This window comes from Flavobacterium sp. N2820 (genome assembly GCF_025947285.1).
In the GTDB taxonomy this organism is placed as follows: Bacteria; Bacteroidota; Bacteroidia; order Flavobacteriales; family Flavobacteriaceae; genus Flavobacterium.
In genome coordinates, this window is sequence record NZ_CP110008.1 from 1,280,428 (window position 1) to 1,299,811 (window position 19,384).

Annotated in this window: 17 protein-coding genes; 12 read left to right on the plus strand and 5 right to left on the minus strand. The window is 30.6% G+C overall.

What is annotated here, in order from left to right:
- The first annotated feature begins 23 nt into the window (after positions 1 to 23).
- The 12 genes from OLM52_RS06155 (at position 24) to OLM52_RS06210 (ending at position 12,584) form a co-directional block, all read left to right on the plus strand.
- Positions 24 to 1,022 (plus strand): serpin family protein, encoded by a 999-nt coding sequence (locus OLM52_RS06155; RefSeq protein WP_264550255.1) that lies wholly within the window; start codon positions 24 to 26, stop codon positions 1,020 to 1,022.
- 57 nt (positions 1,023 to 1,079) lie between these two features.
- Complete coding sequence (gene gldF / locus OLM52_RS06160; protein WP_264550256.1) at positions 1,080 to 1,805, plus strand: gliding motility-associated ABC transporter permease subunit GldF; 726 nt, start codon at positions 1,080 to 1,082, stop codon at positions 1,803 to 1,805.
- Positions 1,805 to 3,487, plus strand: coding sequence for a gliding motility-associated ABC transporter substrate-binding protein GldG (gene gldG / locus OLM52_RS06165; RefSeq protein ID WP_264550257.1), 1,683 nt, complete (start codon positions 1,805 to 1,807; stop codon positions 3,485 to 3,487). Before gldF ends, gldG begins: the two co-directional genes overlap by 1 nt.
- 88 nt (positions 3,488 to 3,575) lie before the next feature.
- Positions 3,576 to 4,694 (plus strand): DNA polymerase III subunit beta, encoded by a 1,119-nt coding sequence (dnaN, locus tag OLM52_RS06170; protein WP_264550258.1) that lies wholly within the window; start codon positions 3,576 to 3,578, stop codon positions 4,692 to 4,694.
- Between the two features lie 422 nt (positions 4,695 to 5,116).
- The gene (mnmE, locus tag OLM52_RS06175) at positions 5,117 to 6,508 is read left to right on the plus strand and encodes a tRNA uridine-5-carboxymethylaminomethyl(34) synthesis GTPase MnmE (protein ID WP_264550259.1); all 1,392 of its coding nucleotides are present in this window, start codon (positions 5,117 to 5,119) and stop codon (positions 6,506 to 6,508) included.
- A gap of 388 nt (positions 6,509 to 6,896) precedes the next feature.
- Positions 6,897 to 7,337, plus strand: a complete 441-nt coding sequence (locus OLM52_RS06180; protein ID WP_264550260.1) for a helix-turn-helix domain-containing protein — start codon at positions 6,897 to 6,899, stop codon at positions 7,335 to 7,337.
- The gene (locus OLM52_RS06185; protein WP_264550261.1) at positions 7,334 to 8,476 is read left to right on the plus strand and encodes a tyrosine-type recombinase/integrase; all 1,143 of its coding nucleotides are present in this window, start codon (positions 7,334 to 7,336) and stop codon (positions 8,474 to 8,476) included. The genes OLM52_RS06180 and OLM52_RS06185 overlap by 4 nt, the downstream gene beginning before the upstream one ends.
- A complete protein-coding gene (locus OLM52_RS06190; protein WP_264550262.1) occupies positions 8,466 to 9,359 on the plus strand; it encodes a hypothetical protein in 894 nt (297 codons plus the stop codon). The genes OLM52_RS06185 and OLM52_RS06190 overlap by 11 nt, the downstream gene beginning before the upstream one ends.
- A gap of 144 nt (positions 9,360 to 9,503) precedes the next feature.
- Positions 9,504 to 9,848, plus strand: a complete 345-nt coding sequence (locus OLM52_RS06195) for a helix-turn-helix domain-containing protein (protein ID WP_264550263.1) — start codon at positions 9,504 to 9,506, stop codon at positions 9,846 to 9,848.
- 21 nt (positions 9,849 to 9,869) lie between these two features.
- On the plus strand, positions 9,870 to 10,295 hold the full coding sequence (locus OLM52_RS06200; protein ID WP_264550264.1) for a hypothetical protein: 426 nt from the start codon (positions 9,870 to 9,872) through the stop codon (positions 10,293 to 10,295).
- Positions 10,285 to 11,583 carry a YfjI family protein gene (locus OLM52_RS06205; protein ID WP_264550265.1) on the plus strand — a complete coding sequence of 433 codons (1,299 nt, stop codon included), beginning with the start codon at positions 10,285 to 10,287 and terminating at the stop codon, positions 11,581 to 11,583. The genes OLM52_RS06200 and OLM52_RS06205 overlap by 11 nt, the downstream gene beginning before the upstream one ends.
- Before the next feature lie 59 nt (positions 11,584 to 11,642).
- Positions 11,643 to 12,584: a toprim domain-containing protein gene (locus OLM52_RS06210; protein WP_264550266.1), complete on the plus strand. Its 942-nt coding sequence runs from the start codon at positions 11,643 to 11,645 to the stop codon at positions 12,582 to 12,584.
- Positions 12,585 to 12,639: 55 nt separating this feature from the next.
- Here the strand turns inward: OLM52_RS06210 and OLM52_RS06215 are convergent, their stop codons facing one another.
- The 5 genes from OLM52_RS06215 to OLM52_RS06235 all read right to left on the minus strand — a co-directional run bounded on the left by OLM52_RS06215 (position 12,640) and on the right by OLM52_RS06235 (position 19,384).
- Positions 12,640 to 13,515 carry a hypothetical protein gene (locus OLM52_RS06215; protein WP_264550267.1) on the minus strand — a complete coding sequence of 292 codons (876 nt, stop codon included), beginning with the start codon at positions 13,513 to 13,515 and terminating at the stop codon, positions 12,640 to 12,642.
- Between the two features lie 140 nt (positions 13,516 to 13,655).
- Positions 13,656 to 15,062: a hypothetical protein gene (locus OLM52_RS06220; protein WP_264550268.1), complete on the minus strand. Its 1,407-nt coding sequence runs from the start codon at positions 15,060 to 15,062 to the stop codon at positions 13,656 to 13,658.
- 158 nt (positions 15,063 to 15,220) lie between these two features.
- The gene (locus tag OLM52_RS06225; RefSeq protein WP_264550269.1) at positions 15,221 to 16,579 is read right to left on the minus strand and encodes an McrC family protein; all 1,359 of its coding nucleotides are present in this window, start codon (positions 16,577 to 16,579) and stop codon (positions 15,221 to 15,223) included.
- Positions 16,576 to 18,402 (minus strand): McrB family protein, encoded by a 1,827-nt coding sequence (locus OLM52_RS06230; RefSeq protein ID WP_264550270.1) that lies wholly within the window; start codon positions 18,400 to 18,402, stop codon positions 16,576 to 16,578. The genes OLM52_RS06225 and OLM52_RS06230 overlap by 4 nt, the downstream gene beginning before the upstream one ends.
- Before the next feature lies 1 nt (position 18,403).
- Entirely contained in the window at positions 18,404 to 19,384 is a 981-nt protein-coding gene (locus tag OLM52_RS06235; RefSeq protein ID WP_264550271.1) for a hypothetical protein, read from the minus strand.

The window sequence follows — 19,384 nt, forward strand, 5'->3', positions numbered from 1 at the left end:
AAACTTATAAACTAAAAAAATAAATGAAGTACTATTTTTATATAATCATTTTAACCTCTTTATTTAGTTGCAAAAGCGACAAAAAAACTACAGAAGTAAAGAAGCTATCTGATTATAAAAATACGCAGTTTATTCCAACTTTAGAAAATGAAATTTCAGATAATAAAAATTCAATATATTGTGCGTCTTTACTTTTTGCATGGGACGAAATAAGAAAAGAAATTAATTCACCTTTAATTATTCCATCTGAGTTTACAGAACTAAATTTACTTAACAATTCGGAATCATTCTATAATGTTTTAGAAAATAAAGAATATGAGTCTAGTGCTGAAATAAATGAAAATTTAATTATTGCAAAAGCTGAATTTGACAAATCATTACCTTTTGAACACCAACTTCAAAATCTTAATAACAAACTTACTTTTAATGGTCAAAAAGTTGCTGCTTTTGGTTTAATTGGCGTTTGTACTTATGAACAATTTCAAAGCATAAAAATTATATATTATAAAAATGACAGTAACTTTATTGTTAAACTAATCCCTAAAGAAAAAGAACATGAAATAATATTATTCATGTCAGAAAAAAAATTCAACTCAATTTCTGAAATGAATATTGAAATTGAGAGACTAACCGAAATTGGCAAAAAAGAGATAAAAAACGATAAAATAAATTGGAAATATTATTACAAAGAAGAAGATCAATTAATAATTCCTAAATTTAATTTCAATATTAAAACAAACTACGATTCACTAGAAGGTAAGAAATTTAGTTCTGGAAATGAAAATTATAACATAGAAAGAGCATTTCAAAGAACTGCTTTTAAATTAGATGAAAGTGGTGCTATAATTGAAAGTGAAGCTGAAATCGAAGTTACTGTTGAAGAAATTGAAGAAATTGAAAAACCAAAACCTAAAAAAATGATTTTTGATAAACCTTTTTTGATATTATTAAAACGAACTGATGCAAAAAATCCATATTTTGGTCTTTGGAGTACTAATTCTGAATTAATGATAAAAGAATAAATATTATTCAAACTTTTAAACGCTTAAACGTTTAAACTTATAAACTAGAAAAAATAAATGAAAGCATTATTATTACGAGAAATTAAATCCTTCTTTGGTTCGCCAATAGGTTATTTAGTTATCGCTATTTTTCTTTTACTCAACGGCTTATTTCTTTGGGTTTTTGAAGGCGAATTCAACATATTAAACTCGGGTTTTGCCGATATGGGTCCGTTTTTCAAATTAGCCCCATGGATTTTGATTTTCTTAATTCCTGCCGTAACCATGCGCAGTTTTTCCGATGAAAAAAAGCAAGGAACAATCGAATTGTTGTTTACCAAACCGCTTTCGAATTGGGACATCGTCAACGGAAAATTCCTTGGCGCATTCATCCTAATTGTTTTGGCTATTGTTCCAACGATTATTTATGTGCTAACGATTTCACACTTTGGAAATCCGCAAGGCAACATTGATATGGGAAGTACTTTGGGTTCGTATTTTGGATTGTTATTTTTAATTGCGGCTTACACGGCAATTGGCGTTTTTACATCCACCTTATCCGACAATCAAATTGTGGCGTTCATTTTAGCCGTTTTTTGTTGTTTCTTTTTCTATTTTGGCTTTGATGGTATTGCTTCTTTTTTAGGAAGTTATAGCTCAATTTTTGCTTCATTAGGAATGGATTATCACTTTAAAAGTATGAGTCGTGGTGTGTTAGACACACGTGATATTATTTATTTCATTAGTGTTACGTTTCTTTTTTTATCAGCAACTGTTTATCAACTTAAATCTTTGAAATGGTAATGAAAGAGAATAAAAAAGCAGCTTTAAAGCAATTCGGAATTGTATTTTTAGTCCTAATCGGAATCCATTTTTTAAGTCACTTCTTTTTCAAACGATTTGACTTAACGCAAGACCAACGCTATACGTTATCAGAAACGACGCTAAACATCATCAAAACTGTAGATAGTCCGTTGTATATTGATGTCTATTTAGAAGGTAATTTCCCTGCAGAATTTAAGCGTTTGCAGAATGAAACCAAGCAACTGTTAGAGGAATTTTCGGCCTACAATTCCAACATCGTTTTTCAATTTAAAAATCCAATTGAGAAAGAAGAAATACGGGTTGAAGTCATGAAGCAATTTTATGAAAGAGGCATGCAACCACTGAGCATTACGGTAGAAGACAAAGGAAAACAATCGCAAGAAGTTGTTTTTCCATGGGCACAAGCTACGTATGGCGATAAATTTACAAAAGTGAGTTTGCTAAAAAACCTGATGGGTGCTTCCACTGAAGAAAAAGTCATCAGTTCGGTACAACATTTAGAATTTGGTTTTGCCGAAGCCATCAATAAAATTTCGAAAGAGAAACAAAAGAAAATTGCCGTTATCAAAGGAAATGGGGAGTTACATGATGCTTTTATAGCTGATTTTGTAAAAACGGTTCGGGAGAGTTACTACATTGGAACGTTTACTTTAGATTCTGTTGCCACACAACCTACTCAAAGTTTGGCTGCATTGAAGAAATACGATTTGGCCGTAATTGCCAAACCTACTGAAGCCTTTACGGAATCGGAAAAACAAGTCCTTGATCAATTTATTGTCAACGGTGGAAAAACCATTTGGTTGGTAGATGCCGTTGCTGCAGATATGGATAGTATGTACAACGAATCGGGAACGATTTTGGCGGCACAACGCGAATTGAATTTAACCGATATGTTCTTTAAATATGGGGTGCGTATGAATCCGGTATTGGTTAAAGATGAATATGCTACGCCTATAAAAATTGCGACCGGAAATCAAGGAAGCGAAACCCAATTTCAGGAATATACTTGGAAATTTGCGCCTTTTATTTATCCAACCTCAACCAATCCTATTGTTAAAAATATGGAAGGGATTAAGTTTGAATTTGCTTCACCGATCGAATTGTTAAAGAATGACATCAAGAAAACCGTGCTTTTGAGTTCGTCTGAGTATTCAAAAACCGTTGGAACGCCTACGCCTATTTCGTTAGATATGGTCACCGAAGAAACTACGCCAGAAGAATACGAAGGCAAAGGTTTGCTACCCGTAGCAGTACTTTTGGAAGGAAAATTCAAATCGGCTTACCAAAACAGAGTTTTGCCTTTTGAAGATAAAACATTTCAATCGGAAGGAAAAGACAATAAAATGATTGTGATTTCTGATGGTGACGTCATTAAAAACCAATTGGACAAAGGAGCGCCAATGGAATTAGGCTTTGATAAATGGACCAATCAATTATACGGAAATAAAGACTTCTTACTCAATTGTGTGAATTATCTGTTAGACGACAACGGACTTATTAACATCCGAAGTAAAGATGTAGATTTACCTTTATTGAACAAAGAAGAAGTTTATAAAAATTACACGACTGCCCAAATGATAACTGTCGGATTACCAATAGTTCTTTTAGCAATCTTTGGGTTTTTATTTACATTCTTACGCAAAAGAAAATATAGCCGCTAGTTGTTGATAATTTGTTTTTGCATTTGAGCAGAATTAGAATATATTTGTGAAATATAAAATCTAACTAACGATTTTAAAATACAAGATGATGAAGTTTATAGTATCGAGTTCGTATTTATTAAAACAATTACAAGTTTTAGGAAGTGTTATCAACAGTAGCAATACCTTACCTATTCTTGATAATTTCCTTTTTGAATTAGACAATAACCAATTGAAAGTTTCGGCTTCAGATTTAGAAACCACCATGACGGCTACGTTAGAAATTGATTCTACTAGTCAAGGAAGTGTTGCTATTCCTGCAAAACTTTTGTTAGATATCTTAAAAACCTTTCCAGAACAACCGTTAACTTTTACCGTAGAAGACAATTCGACTGTAGAAATTAGTTCTAACTCTGGAAAATATGCGATTGCTTATGCACCAGGAGAAGAATTCCCTAAAGCTGTAGTTTTAGATGATCCTTCAAAAACACTAGTGCCAGCAGAAGTATTAGCAACTGCGGTGAGCAAAACCATTTTTGCGGCTGGAAACGATGATTTACGCCCTGTAATGAGTGGTGTGTTCTTCCAATTTTCACCAGAAGGTTTAATCTTCGTAGCAACTGACGCCCACAAATTAGTGAAATATGCACGCGCTGATGTGAAAGCTTCTCAAGTGGCTGATTTTATTATGCCAAAGAAACCTTTAAACATTTTAAAAGGAATTTTAGGTGCTTCGGATGCAGAAGTTTCAATCGAATACAACGATTCTAATGCAACGTTCTCTTTTGAGAATTATGTATTGACTTGTCGTTTAATTGATGGAAAATATCCAAACTACGAAGCGGTTATTCCAAAAGAAAATCCAAACAAATTATTAATCAACAGAGTTCAGTTTTTAAACTCGGTTCGTCGTGTGGCTATCTTTGCTAACAAAACTACGCACCAAATTCGTTTAAAAATTGCAGGAACCGAATTGAATATATCGGCAGAAGATATCGATTATTCAAACAAAGCTGACGAGCGTTTGACTTGTGATTACCAAGGAGACGATATGCAAATTGGGTTCAACTCGCGTTTCTTAACTGAAATGTTGAATAATTTATCCAGTGATGAAATCCAATTAGAAATGTCGATGCCAAACCGTGCTGGAATTTTAACTCCAGTTGACGGCTTAGACGAAGGCGAAACAGTTACAATGCTTGTAATGCCTGTAATGTTGAGCAACTAATTCACAATATTTGATTTACAGTCTAACTGAGAATCTTATAACCAACCTAACTAACTTTAAAAACCACTTGGCTTCGGCTGTAGTGGTTTTTTAATTTTAATGGCACGCAGATGAAACGGATTTTCAAGCACGGGTTTTGACGGATTCTTTTAAAACACATAGGCACATAGTTTTTACACCGAGATTCTCAGAGATTTTTTTTAATTAGATTGTATTGAGAGAGCTACACAGAGACCGAAGCTTCGGACGTTACACTTTATGTAGTTCACAATAGACTATGCGCATAGTTTGTCATACTGTTAAGCATCTCCTGTACTACAACAAACGTTATTAAATAACGTAATATAAGATTTTAAGATTACTTTAATTTCTTCTATCTGTGTTCCTAATCATTTTCTATCTTTGTAAACTAAATTTAGAACATGATTCCACAAGAAACCATCGTTGCGTTGGCTACACCGTCTGGTGCGGGTGCGATTGCTATTATTCGTTTATCTGGTAGCGAGGCTATAACTATTGCGGCTGACGTATTTCAATCGGTTTCTGGGAAGGATATTACGAAACAGAAGACGCATACGATTCATTTGGGACATATTGTCGATAACGGCAAAGTCTATGACCAAGTACTACTTTCTATTTTTAAAGGGCCGAATTCGTATACGGGGGAACATGTGATTGAAATTTCGTGTCATGGTTCTACTTTTATTCAACAACAAATTATTCAATTATTGCTTCGTAGAGGCGCTAAAATGGCTCAAGCAGGTGAATTTACCTTACGTGCTTTTTTAAACGGAAAATTGGACTTATCACAAGCCGAAGCGGTGGCTGATTTGATTGCTTCCGATAATGAAGCGTCGCACCAAATTGCCATGCAACAAATGCGCGGTGGTTTTAGTAACGAAATTGCCAAATTGCGTGAAGAATTACTGAATTTCGCTTCCTTAATCGAACTCGAATTAGACTTTGCCGAAGAAGATGTGGAATTTGCCGATAGAACCCAATTTCATGAATTGTTAGAACGTATCGAGTTTGTGCTGAAACGCTTGATTGATTCGTTTGCGGTGGGTAACGTAATCAAAAACGGTATACCAGTAGCCATTGTGGGCGAACCTAATGTTGGGAAATCGACTTTATTGAATGCGTTATTGAACGAAGAACGCGCCATTGTTTCTGACATTGCGGGTACGACTCGAGATACGATTGAGGACGAATTGGTGATTAATGGAATGAGTTTCCGATTTATTGATACGGCAGGGATTCGTGAAACGAAGGATGTGGTGGAAAGCATCGGGATTCAGAAGACGTTTGAGAAGATAGAGCAAGCGCAGGTCGTATTGTATTTAGTCGACAGTATTCAGTGTTCAGTGAGCAGCTTGAACCGTTTAAACATTGAAATTGAGAAAATTAAAAATAAATTCCCTTTAAAGCCTGTAGTTGTAGTGGCTAATAAATCCGATTTGCTTTCGGCTGAACAAAAAAACACTATTCAAGCTACTATTGACACGATACTTTTCTTAAGTGCCAAACAGAAAGTTGGTATTGATGAACTCAAAAATACGTTACTTTCTTTTGTAAATACTGGTGCGCTGAGAAACAACGAAACGATTGTGACCAACACCCGCCATTATGATTCGCTTCTAAAAGCATTGGAAGAGGTACAGAAGGTGAAATGGGGATTGGATTCGGGACTTTCTTCGGATTTGATGGCGATTGATATTCGCTCTGCCCTACACTACTTTGGGGAGATCACAGGAGAAGTTACAAATGATGAGTTATTAGGAAATATTTTTGCTAATTTTTGCATCGGGAAATAATGTAAGATAAATTTTACAAAAAATACATCAAAAAAACAAAATAAACCCGCATTTTATGCGGGTTTTTCTTTATTTTCAATATTTTACAATTTTGTAAAATTATGCACTATTTTTTATAGATTTGTACCTCCCTTGTACCTCGATGAAGAAAAAAAAAATATAATTTTTAAAAAAGTGAAATTTTGGCACTTATTTCTTCTTATTGATAGGTGAGTAAATTTATGTCAGGGTGAAATTATGGGTGAAATTATGTCTAAAATAGTGCAAAATGAAGACAAATATTAGGGTCAAAAAAAAGTGCGAATACTGTAAAGAAGAATTTGTTGCGAAAACAACAAAAACTAGATATTGTTGCCATAGATGTAATCAAAAAGGTTACAAGCAAAACATGAAACAAAATAAAATTGCAACTGCTGAAAAAGCAACTAAGCTAGACATAATTAATGTAGATGAATTAAACAAAAAGGATTTTCTAACCGCCAAAGAAGCGGCATACATTTTGAACATGTCGTTACGAACAGTTTACCGATTGATTCAATCGAAAGAATTAAATGCTTATAATTTTTCTGAAAGAAAAACTCTTGTAAGAAGAAAAGATATTGATATGTATTTTGACTTAAGTTTAAATGACATCAATATTGATAAAAGCCATTTAAAAGAATTGATTAATTTAGAGAACTCGTATACCATGGATGAAGTTCAAAAAAAATATAATATTTCTAGTAGCGCATTGTTTAATTTAATTAAGCGTTTGGAGATACAAAAGAAACAAGTTGGAAAACACGTTTTAGTTAGAAAAGAAGATATTGATAAAATTTTTGCTCCATGATAAAAGTTACACTGAGAGAAAAGCCGCTAAAATCTGATAAGTTAAGTTTATACTTGGACTACTATCCTCCTATCACACATCCTGATACTGGAAAAAAAACAAGACGTGAGTTTTTAAACTTATATATTGAAAAAAATCCGAAGACACCAGAGGCAAAAAAGCAAAACAAAGAAACCTTGCAAATGGCAAACGGTGTTCGTTCCAAAAGAGAAGTTCAACTACGAAATAGAGAGTTTGGATTTAAAGAGAATGTAAACATTAGTATTGATTTTCTAAATTTCTACAAGGACATTGTTACTGGATATTACAACAAAGGAAGTAAATCGCAATACAATAACTGGCAATCGTCATACAATCACTTCGAACAATTTTGTAGCGAAAAGATAACCACTGGAGATTTGGATAGCAATTTTGTAAAACGTTACAGAAACTATTTATTGAACGCTGAAATCAATCGCAATTTAACGGTTGTGAAAAATCTATCCAGAAATACTGCATCCACCTATTTCAAACATTTTATTTATGTTCTTAAGGAAGGTTATAAAGAAGGATTCATTGAAAAAGATTTGGCTAAAAATGCCGAATACATAAAAGAAGAAGAAACCCAACGTGAATATTTAACCGAAGAGGAACTAAAAACACTTTGGAATACTCCTATAAAGAAAGAAGTCGTAAAGCATATGGCGATGTTTTCAGCCTTATCAGGATTACGATTTGTTGATATTAAAAATTTAAAATGGGAAAACATATACCAAGACAACCATCAAGGGCATTACATTCAATTGAGAGAGAAAAAAACAAACTCCACAAAAAACCATCCAATTAATGAAACTGCCTACACTATTTTAAAAGTGCAAAACACAACTGAAGGATTTGTGTTTAGAAATATTGAATACACCCAAGTTTCACGCCCCATGAAGGACTGGTTAACCGATAGTGGTATTAAAAAGAAAATTTCTTTTCATAACTTTAGACACAGTTACGCCACTTTACAACTTGCCAACGGAACCGACATTTATACCGTTTCCAAATTGTTAGGACACAAAAACGTAACAACCACACAGATTTACACCAAAGTATTAGATAAAAATAAAATTGAAGCTGCTAACCGTATAAAACTAGACTTAGATGGAATATGAAAAATTATATTTAAAAACATTTAATGAAGTTCATTCTAATAAAGAAAACTACATTAAAAACAAGTTAATTGAATACATAAATAAAGATTACGGATTTAATAAGGCTTCAAATGAAATTTTGGAAGAGAGCAGAAAAAAATTCGAAACGAATAAATTCAATACTACTACCCCATACACTGATTTAATTTATATTTTTAATAACGAAAGAAAAAAATACTCTAAAAACTTTAACGAAAATGTTTTCAAAAGAGATGTTAAACCAGTATTTGATAATTTACAGATTAACGAGTATTCATTTGAAGACCTTATCAAAGATTTAGCAGAATATTACTCAGAAACTGATACCTATAGAATTTTTAGAAACGAAAACCGTTTGTTTGAATTAATATATAAATCAGAAGACTTTTCAAGATTTGAAATTAAAGAATATGATACTGTTTTAGAAAATACTGAAATTTTCAACTATTATAGAGGTTTAATATATCCAGAAAGTAAACAAATAAAAGAGTCATCAATAGACAAGTCTATAGAGATTTCAAAGGAAAAATACAAACATGACTTTGAAATAGACGAGCAAGCCTTAGTATTAAACTTATGTTTAGCTGATAAAAACTCTATCCCATTAACTGAAAAAATTAAATTATTAATCTTAATTGGTGAAATAAAAGATAAAACCATTTTCTATGAAGATATATCAAATAATCAGTTTTATCATAAGGCGAACAAAGGAATTTACAGGAGAGGTAGCACTAAAACAATGATTGAAAACATAAATTCAATTCTAAATAAAATTGAAAACGAAGAACTAAATATTACAAATCAAACATTAAAAAAACATAGAACAACATTAATTTCTGAACAAAACAACATGCAAAAAATATAAATAAATTTAAAAAAAATAAATTTAAAAAATTGATTAACAATTGGTTAAACCATCCCTAAGCTATCCCTAAGCTATCCCTAAAACCTATGTTTTAGATTTGAAAAACATTCTCTTTGCTGAAGAAAATTAATAATTAAATATTAAATGAACCAGCAAATTTACATGCTCTCAGAAGAAGGAATAAAAGTACTTGTAGAGCAAATTACGGAGAACATTAAAAACGAGTTACAAATCCAACCCCATAAGGTAACTCAAGAAGACGAATTCTTAAACATCGAAGAACTATCCAACCTCATTGGATTAACGAAGCCAACAATTTATGGTCATGTTCATCGCAATACAATTCCTTTTATTAAGAAAGGAAAGATGCTTCGATTTTCCAAAAATGACATTCTTAATTGGTTGCAAGATGGTAAAAGCAAATCCAAAGCTGACATCGATAACCAAGTAAACGAGTATTTAGCTAAAAATCCGCTTTTTAAGCGTTAATCTAACGTAAAACTTACGCTTATGGAAAATTATCTATATACCTGTGCGTATTGTGGGAAACAATACAAACCTAGAAGACGCAGAAAACAAAAGTATTGCTGTAATAGTTGCAGAACAAACGCCTTTAATGCAAAGAAAAAAATCAGTCTTGCAAAACCTGAAACAACTCAACCAGAAAATCAATTACAGAAAATTGATAAAATGAGCTGGGCTGGGGTTGGTAATGCAGCCGCAGGAACTTTAGCAGTAAATGCCCTTTCGGGTTTACTTACCAGAGAAGAAAACAAACCTGCCACTAAAAAAGATATAAAGGAGATAAAAGCATTATTATCTAAACGCTATCATGAAGTATTGAACATGGATCTTGATAGCTATGGAAGCGAACCTTATTATGACATGGAAACTAAGAATATTGTTTACTTAAAAAGTGGTAATTATGGAATTTAAAAATATAGAAGAAATAGAAAAATCTATAGAGAATATTGCTTTAAACGACAAACAAAAAGCGATTAAAGAACTTCACGAAATTATAGAACTATTACCCGATGAAATAAGTAATCTAATCGACTTTAGTTTTCGGATAAACAGAATCCCGAAAGAATATATGTTTACTTCTATTTTATTTGCATTTAGTAATGCTAGTGGACTTGCTTATGGATTAACTGCTCTTGGGTATAAAAATTATGGAAACTTGTATTTTGCTATTGTGGGTAGTAGAGGTGATATGAAATCTCTTCCTATGAAAATTGCAACCAGTGTTCTCAATACAATTGACTCTGAAACATACAAGGAAGGTAATAGTTCAGAATCAGAAAATTTAAAACAGAAAAAATTATTAATCCAAAATGCAACTATTCAGGCAGCGCAAACTTCACACAGTTACAATCCTTATTCAGTTGGAATATTTTTAGATGAAATTATGTTCTTGGTTGAAAAAATGGGAAACAAAAACAATTCCGATGGAATGGCTTGGAGGACATTTCTATTAGAAGGCTACAATAACTCAACAATTGATATTTTAAGACAAACCACTAGAAGTTTTAGAATTGACAAAAGTTACCCTACTTTGTTAGGTTCTATTCAAGATCAATTTTTACCCACACTTTTTGGAAGTGGTAATCTTGAGAGCGGATTAATTGACAGGATTCTGTTCACAACCAAATTAACGGAAAATAACACCTTGTCTAAAGAATCAATACCTTTTGAAGTGACTTCAAATTATGAAAATTTATTAACTAGAATTTACAATTCCAGAAAATCAATTGAGGAAGACGAAGAAATTGATAGTGTTACATTGCAACTTAATAAAGAAGCTGAAAACATATTATTCGATTACATCCAAAATTTAATCCATCAGCAAAACAGAGAAGATTACATTATCAAAGCATACCTTTCTAAACTACAAATAAGCATTCACAAACTTATCATATTACTTCATGCTATTAGAAGCAATAATATTGAAACTAAGATCGAAATTGGAACTGTAAGTTTAGCGATTAAAATAAACGAATTTTACTTTTTAAACTTTAAAATCATCAATTCGGAAAAAGAGAATTCTAAAGATCAAGAATTCAATATAAATGTAGCAATCCGAAAAGCAATCCAGAATAACGCCACACAAACTGATTTCATAAAGGCATTTGGAACACCGAAATCCACATTATCAAGAAAATGGAATGAAATTTTAAACAGCATGGAACTTGAAACTCAAAACAAAAAATCTGCGACACACTGATTTTTCAACATCTCACGTAAATTTAAAATGAAGTTTCAAGTTCCACAACATTACCAACTATGTTTACCAAAGTCGAAAATAATTTAAAATTCAATACTAAAAGGAATTTCAAAATAGTAACTCCTTGTTGTCACAAAACAAATACTGATGGTAAGTTTGTGAATTATCTTGATTATGAAGATTACTATGGCTTTTGCCATTCCTGTGGGGTTTCAACCATGCCTCCAACTATTTATTTAGATGAAAATGGTGAAGAATTCACCTGGAGTGCAACTGAAAATAAATTCATTAGAAATACTCTTTCTTTAGTTGCTGTTCCAGTTGCTGCAAGTTACAATAAAATTGCAATTCCTCAAAAATTCATACCTGAAGAGGAAATATGGTCTAATTATTATACTGAACCTGAAAACAACTTGTTGCGATTTCTTAGAAAAAACTATAACGAAAAATTGGTTGAAGATGCCAAAGAAGTTTATGCAATAAGTACTTCAAAAGATGGAGGAACAATGTTTTGGAATATCAACAAAGCATTACAAATTCAAAAACTTAAAATCGTGTATTATGATGAAAACGGCAGAAGGAAAAACCATTTCAAAGTACCTTATAAAAATGAAGACGGCTATTTCTCTTGTTTATTTGGAGAACATTTATTAAGCTATATTAGCAACCAAAAAAAAACCGTAATTTTAGTTGAGAGTGAGAAAACAGCAATAATTGGTTATATGCTAATGCCTAAATACATTTGGCTAGCATACGGTGGTTGCAATGGTCTTACAAATGAAAAAACTAAAGTATTGAAGGATTTTAAAGTGCTTATTATTCCTGACATGAGTGAAAATGCAGTTCTAGTTGCAACCAAAAAAGTTGGAGAATTAAGACTAAACGGAATCGATATCAAACTTTGGGACATGACCGAAGGTAAAAATGATGAGCAACTCAAACAAGAAGGAATTTACAATAATGATTTGGAAGATTTTTTTAGGGAATTAAAATTTCAATAAATTCTTATCAAAAAATGATAGTTATGCAAAAATCACAAATGCTAGTAGAATAGATTTAGCCTTCATCACAAAAGTGTCCATCTTCTGGAAAACACCAGTGAGGAATTTCAGTTTCAATGCTATTTGGAAATTCAACTTCTCCTTGATATGTTGATTTGTTTTGGTCATACATTACGTCAAGTTTTGCATCCATTACATAAAAATCACCAAATATACTATCACATTTATGGCAACCAAAAGACTTATATGATTTATCAACAGTATGACTGAAACGTTCTTTTATTGTTGCAAGCTTAATATCAACTCTTTCTTCAACAAATTTTTCGGACAATCGAATAAATTCTGGTCTATATTCTACACTACTAGAATCCCAAAGAGCTTCTTCTGGAGTTAATTCTGCATTACAAGCTGAATAGAATGGCTTTTCAACATAATACAAATAATTCTGTTCACCACACTTCCAACATTCCATATCATAGAAAACAAGATTTACACGTTGTATTCTTTTGGTTTTTACTACAGTTTTAAATTGGATTTTTTTTGATATAAAGTTTTCTAGAAAAACCTTTAAATTAACTTTTCTTCTATTTCCGAGATTAATAATCAAACTACCGTCATGTTCTTCTTCAACGTAAAAAACTGGTAAATCTGGTCTTTCTTCTATTAACTTTGAAATTGGATTTTCAAAAAGCCAACATCCGAGAATTCCATCTCTAATATATTTTGCTTGTCTTTCAAGAGTTTTTTTTAATGTTTGTGGACTTATTTGAATTTCAAATGCAATAGGTTTCCCAAAATTCGGAACAAAAACATCAGCTCTCCAGCCTTCTCCTCTGTATTCTTGAAGCGCAACATTCCCTATATTTTTGAATGCAGAAACAATTTCTCTCTGAATTCTATCGTGTCTTGTTATTTCTTTTGGATTTTTCATTTTTAAGACATTTTTTAATACTCACAACATTTTTTTCGTCTGATTAAGCAGTAGATTGAATGCAAAGATCTTGCTTGAAAAAAGAAAAAAATTTATTTTAACACTGAAAATGTTTTTTTACCTAACTGTAATCAGCTCAGTTAATCATTTATTATTTCCTTATACTTGTTTATGTATTCAGTTAATTTATTTACATTGTCAGTATGTAATTTAATTTTATGCATATGTTGCTTCTGCTCTTCGGAAGATTTTGTCAAAAGTTCAAGAAATTCTGAATATTCTTTTTCATAATGAATATCAAAATCAATTTTAAGTCTTATTTTTTCATTTTTATAAAACTTTTCTTTCTCGAAAAGTTCGTTATGAAATATTGTAAATTTATCAAAATTATCTTTTGATTTTATGAGTTCTATATTTTGATTTTCTAATGCTATAAATACATTAGGAATAAATTTTCTATTTATTGAAATAATTCTTTGTGAATATTCATCTGTTTTAATGATTGAATTGTATTCGATAATCTTTGTTATAAAATCTAATGCGCCTATTATTTTTTCGGTTCTAAAGTCAATTAACTCATAGCCATTAATATCAACTTTTTGTCTTATAATTGTCTTATTTCCTATATTTAACTGATTCTCGTCAATAAACTCGAATTTTGTTTCTTCATAAAACCTTTCTAAACCATTTACTAGAATTTCACATTCCGTAATAATATACTTTTCAATAAACTCTTTTTCATTTGTTAATGATAAATTAGCTGCATTTTTTGTAAATTCAATAGCATTTAGCCAATATGAATTATCAATTTTTGTTTTATAATACCAAGGCATATTATTTTTATCTAAAACAAGAATTCTATTTCTGAAACTTTTCGTATATCTTATTATCTCTGAAAAACTTGAATATCTATAATCTATCCATTCTGAAAATGGTGTAATTTGTATGCTCTTAAAGGTTAATAATGTAAAAAAGTAGCTTACACTTCCATAACCAAAATTAGTTTTTACTTGCTGCTTTAAATTATCAGTTATTTGATATTCCGGATTAGACCAACCACTTATTCTATGAGAATAAACCAACATGTTTGGAACTTTTTTTGCTTTCTCATAAGCTAATTCAATATTAAAGACCTTAAACCACAATAAAATATTTTCTAATATTAGAGATTTTAATTCACGTATTTTTTCATACAAATTATATTCATTTTTTTTATTAATTGCTATTTTTTGATTTGTATAAATTAATTCTCTTTTGGTAATGATATCTTGGATGCCATTCTCAACATTAATAATAACACTTTGATAAGGCTTGTCTAATTCTTTACAATAATTGAATATTTTATTGGGCAGTTTAAGTTTTAGAGAGTTATTTATGAATTTAGTGATTTGACTTATATTATCAAAATTTTCTTCACAAAGTTTTTTTATAGATAGCGTTTCATCTTCAAAAAAATCATCGATTTTTATTGTTGAAGTTTCAATTATTCCCTTGTTGCTAACTATTAATAAAAGGAAGTCTTCATTTATTTTTTGTTCAGTCATCATATCGTTCAATAATTTTGTAGCTAAATAGTCAATATAAAAAATGAATTATATGTAACTTTTAACAATATTTGGTTATAGTCAATTCATCTGGAATATCTTTTCCTATTCATTATGTTTTTTTTAATCTCCTTTTTTAAATCAATTCAGCCAACAAATTTTTAAAAATCAAAAATCTCCTCAAACCTTCTTTTCAACTCTCCTCTCAACCCCTCAAAACAATCCAACATCTTATCATGCTCTTTTAAGTTTGCAACCGTTATTGATTTATCTATGATTGGTAGTTGGTGTGCCGTAATGTTTATTTGTTTTTCGTTTGCCAAAGTATCAATTATTTCAATGGTTGCAACCTCTGGTTGTAATTCAGTTGCAACGGAATTTGGATAAAACAATTTAATCTCTTGAATACCAAAACGAACGGCATAAGCTAACATTTGATACAAATCCGATTGTGAAATTCCTTTTTTAGGGTCGGTATCATCAGAGTAAACCAACTTATATTTTGTGTCGGCAATTATTTTTTTATAGCCTAAGTCTAAAATCAAATCAGGTTTTAAACCAAAGTTATTGGCCTCATCTAAATATGTACCTGTAGCTTGTCCTTTTGGATTAACTCCTTCGATTTCTCTATCAATAAAACCATAAATGAAATCTTCAAACACATATTCCATTGGTAACAAGAAAGCAAATAATTTTAAATCGCTTTTGTAATTGAATGAAATACTATTTTCTAAAAACAAAACACAATAATCTCGTACTGTTTCAAAACTAGAAAACATGGGATTGAATTGAATGCGTTTACATTGTTCCGACGAAATTTGAATATCGGAAACCTCATCCAATAAAAACAAAATATCGCTTAAATTACGTTTGTTTTGGTAGTCTTTAGAAGCGGACAATAGTATCTTAGAGACATATTTAATACATTGATTAAATTCGTTATCCATTTCAAAAGAATCGTAAGTACAGTTTACTTTATGATTTCTTCCTCTAGCTAAATTTTCTTTGATGTAGCTGTTGAAATTAATTCGTCCTTTTACAAAATTCAACTCATTTTCAACCTCAACATATTTCTGATAAATGGAAGAACTTAAAAGTTCTTTGGTGTATTTACTAAACAAGTAAATCAAGATTTCGAAAAAGTCGGCTTTTTCAGAGTTGATTCCCGATAAATAATTTGGAAACTTTAATTTTCGGCAATAACTCAGCCACCAAAGTACATGAGCATTGATAACTTTTACATCATCTTCGGTTGCATCCTCATTGCAATGAAAAATTTTAGGTAAAAGATTAATCGTTTGCTCCTGAAAATGTATAACACCAACAAATTTATTGGACTTTAATTCATTGGTTTTATGAAAAAACTGTAAAAATCGCTGTACTTCTTCTCTATTCTCTTCTTCGGTATAATAAACTGACTTTTCTCTTTTATTCCATATATCATCTAGGAACATTTCTAAATTCTCGAAATGCTCCTCTGGAAAAGTTACTTTATTTTTATACTCGAATAGATTTATCACGCTGTTTTCATTTGCATTGGCCAACCTGTAACTTCAATATCCGCTGCTTTTAAAATGGTTGCAACCTCTTTTTCATCGTTCATAAAATACTCTAACAACAACGGAATTACTTTACTGTTAATTGTTTTCTCAAGTGAATAATTGTCACCCATAAAATAAGCATGACCAATAGTAAAATCATGTCCTTTACGCTTAATGATTTCTGCATTTATCGTTTCTAAAACGGTTGGACTATTTACGCCTTCAATATTAGTTTTAGGATACATTGGCACAAACTCAAATCGTCTTCGTAATGCTATATCTAACAATGAAATCGACTTATCCGCTGTATTCATGGTTCCAATAATGTAAAGATTTGATGGAACAATAAACGAATCCCCAGATGGCAAAGTTACTCGCATTGGAATTTTACCATGCGAACGTTTATCTTCTTCAATAAGTGTAATTAATTCACCGAAAACACGTGAAATATTAGCACGATTAATTTCGTCAATTATGATAACATAATTTTTTCTTGAAACAGTTGCAACTTGACTTTTACCTTTAGCTAAAAGTAATTCTAATATCGGGTTGTAATAAGGTTGCAACCCACCTAGAATAATATCATTTTCACCTTTATCATACATTTTACGTAACGTATTGATACTTAATGTATGATTGGAATCTCCAATATTTTTTCTAAACTCAATAGATTTTTCGCCAACCTCTGTAATGTAGAATGAAGACTTTTTCATTTTAATTTCCAATTCTTCAACATCACCATCATTCAACGGTTGAATTAATTCTTGAAACACTACATCAAAATCTTTCTTAGCACTTGCAGGATTATTCGCAGCCTCTAAGTTTTTCAAAGCTCTATCAGCAATTCGTTTGAATACGCCATCTTTCTTTTCAAAAGACAACTCTTTACCATTCTCAGTATCTGGTCGTAAACCTTGAATAAAGTCTTCGTAACTGTAATTTTGATGAAACGTAATAAACTCAATTTGATTATTAAGGTTCTCATTGAAAATTTTTAAAGCCTCATCATAATTAATAGTTTCATTTCCTGTTACAATTTTAGCGGCTTCTAAAACGGTATTATAGGTTTTCCCAGTTCCAGGAGGACCATATAAGATTTGGTTTAATGACGCTTTGTAATTCATAGTTTTTAAAGGTTCGTCAATTACTTTAGTTTTAGTTTCCTCTTCAAAATTCATATCGCTATTGATATCTTCATACTTTAAAAATCTTTTATCTTTCCTTTCTAACATTGAATTAAATTCATCTAAAGTGATTCGATGCATTATAAAAGAAGGGTGATTTTTTTTAAAATCTACTAATTTAATATCTACTATATCAAGAATACTATCTAATTGTTTTTCAACATCTAGCAACATTGCTTTTAGGTTAGCGTATATGTTTTGTATCGGCTTAGTTTTTATAGTGTACATCTTATGCTCATCCCCAGATATAAACTTCACACCTACTTGAGTTTCTAAATCTTTTGCTATTGATTGAATAAATTGTAGCGCTAATTTATTTTGGTCATCATGAGGGTATTTCGTATGGGTAAACTCTACATAATAACTAAATCCAGAATTCGATACTTTAATAATCAAATCAATACAATCACCTGATGAACCTGGAAAAGAAACAGGTAACGTCCAAAAAGTGGTGCCAAAGTAATTTGACTTACTTGTACCAATAAAATAATCCAACTCGGCACCTTTAGAACCGTTTTGACGCAATGAAAAAGTAAACTCGGGGTTGGCTTTATGTTTAGCCATTAACCAATGAAACACCTCTTCTTCGTATTCTCTATATTTTAAAATTTTTGCCATTTTATTTTTCCTTTAAAAGCTCTTTAATTATTTCGTGTTTAAATTTTGAAAGAGGTCTTTTATGATAGTCTTTTTCTTCTACTTCAACACCAAATATGAGAATATAAATTTCTTTTTCGGTTAACCGACTATTAAATGTATCTTTAAATAAAGTTTTAATATAATTTTTGGGATATTTAAATCTTAAATCTATTAAATCTTTAAGTTCTAAACTTGAATGAGAATTATATATTTCAAATGTCTTGAATAATTTTAATGTTTTATCCATTTTTGAATTTTTCTTGACATTAATTTTTACATTGTTCTCAGTCATTGATTTATTAATATATGAAAAACTGAAATATTCATTTTTTTCTATTAAGTATGGATGTATATAATTCCTTAATGCTCTATCCCAATTTATTTTAGGCTCTCCTTTTATAGAACTGTTGCAAGAATGACAACTCGGTATTAAATTATAGAATGATATTGCTAACAAAGGAAACTTTGTTTTTACGAACCAATGGTCAAATTCACTAATCAAAACTTTATTTCCATTAACATCTTTAATCGTTTTCGTATAGTTTCTATTACAATAAACACATGTGTTATAATTTAATAACTCTAAAAATTTAAGACCATGCTTAGGCTGAAACCAATTTTCATATGTGCTTTTAACAAAAAAATCTTTAATTATATTGCTTTCAAGATCTGTCAGGTTTAATTTCTTATATTTAAGATTTAACAAACGTAAATCATTTGGTTTACCTTCAATTAGAATTTCTAAATTATTTTTATAATTTAAAAAATCCTTGAAAACTATCGGAATTTTTGTATCACGTTTAGTTATTATAGAACATACTGGACAATCTGGTTTGTTACAATTATGTCCCGAATCATTAGTGTTTTTATTATATCTACCATTTAATTTTGTAAGAAACCAACATTTCATTAATTCGTTATGAAATTTTTTTGCAGCGGAGTAATTTTCTATAAAGATCAT